The 1,052-nt window shown below is 75.8% G+C and carries 1 pseudogene; it reads right to left on the bottom strand.

Annotation, left to right across the window (positions count from 1 at the left end):
* Positions 1–1,052: pseudogene (locus GT354_RS14300) on the bottom strand (hypothetical protein); the annotation flags it as partial.

Raw genomic sequence — 1,052 nt, 5'->3', positions numbered from 1 at the left:
GGCGACGGTTCGGGCTCCCGGCTCGCCGAAAGGTCCCCGGCCAACTGTCGCTCGATCGCGCTCGCGTCATCGGTGAGGACCTTGGCGGACTCCTCCAACAGCGCCGCGAGCACCGTGGATCGGTCCACCGCCTCGCGGCGCGGTCCGGCGAGCGCCCAGTCGTTCCACACCGTGCGCACCAGCACGCCGTGCAGCGCGTTGAGTGTCTGGAGCGCGCCGCCGAGCGCGAGCGTGTGTTCCCACGTGCGCGCCCGCACCATCCAGTCCACGCCCGGCAACACCGCGAGGATGCCCAGGCCGAGCACGAGCGCGAGCGGGCCCACCCCGATCGGGGGCCCCCACGCGTCGCCCGCGAACCACCCGCCGACCGCGCCCGCGGCGGCGGCCAGGCCGTTCACCATGATCGTCGAGAGCACCTCGGGCGGCAGCGCCGAGCGCCCCTCGCGGTCCGGGCGACGGATCGCGATCAACGCGGCCGACGCGGTCGCGAGCAGCACCGCGAGCACCGCCCCGAGCACCCCGAGCGCGGGCCAGAACGCGGTCAGGAATCCGCCGAGCACGAGTCCGGCCACGATTCCCGGGTGACCCGGGCCGATCGGGAACGCGGCCGGCCTGGCATAGCGCGCGAGCACCGCGTCGGAACACGTGCGGTCGACCTCGTCGACGCGGCCCGAACCGGGCGCGGGCTTGATCCGGTCGGCGAGTTCGCGCAGTCGTTCGGCGAAACCGAGCAATCCCTCGGGCCGCTCGAACGCGGCCGACGTGCGCTCGAACAACGCGCTCGCCACCGACGTCGTACCGAGCCCGGGCGCCTCGGGGACCACCACGCCGACGTGGTCGAGCCAGGCCCGCCCGTCGGCGTCGAAGCCGCCCCCGCCCCGGCCGACGGTCTGCCGGATCAGGTCGCGGTAGTCGCGCAGGACGTTCGCGGCATCCGCGATCTCGGCCCCGATCGGCCGCCCCGCGCGCCCGGCCGAGCCGTACAGCGCGAGCGGGCTCGCGAACAGCGCGACCCGCTCGCGGGCCCGGGTGAAGCCCTGCCCGGCGAGGCC

This window comes from Streptomyces sp. SID3343 (assembly GCF_009865215.1).
GTDB lineage: Bacteria > Actinomycetota > Actinomycetes > Streptomycetales > Streptomycetaceae > Embleya.
The sequence above is the reverse complement of the archived record's forward strand: the minus strand, read 5'-3'. Positions and strand labels throughout refer to the sequence as shown.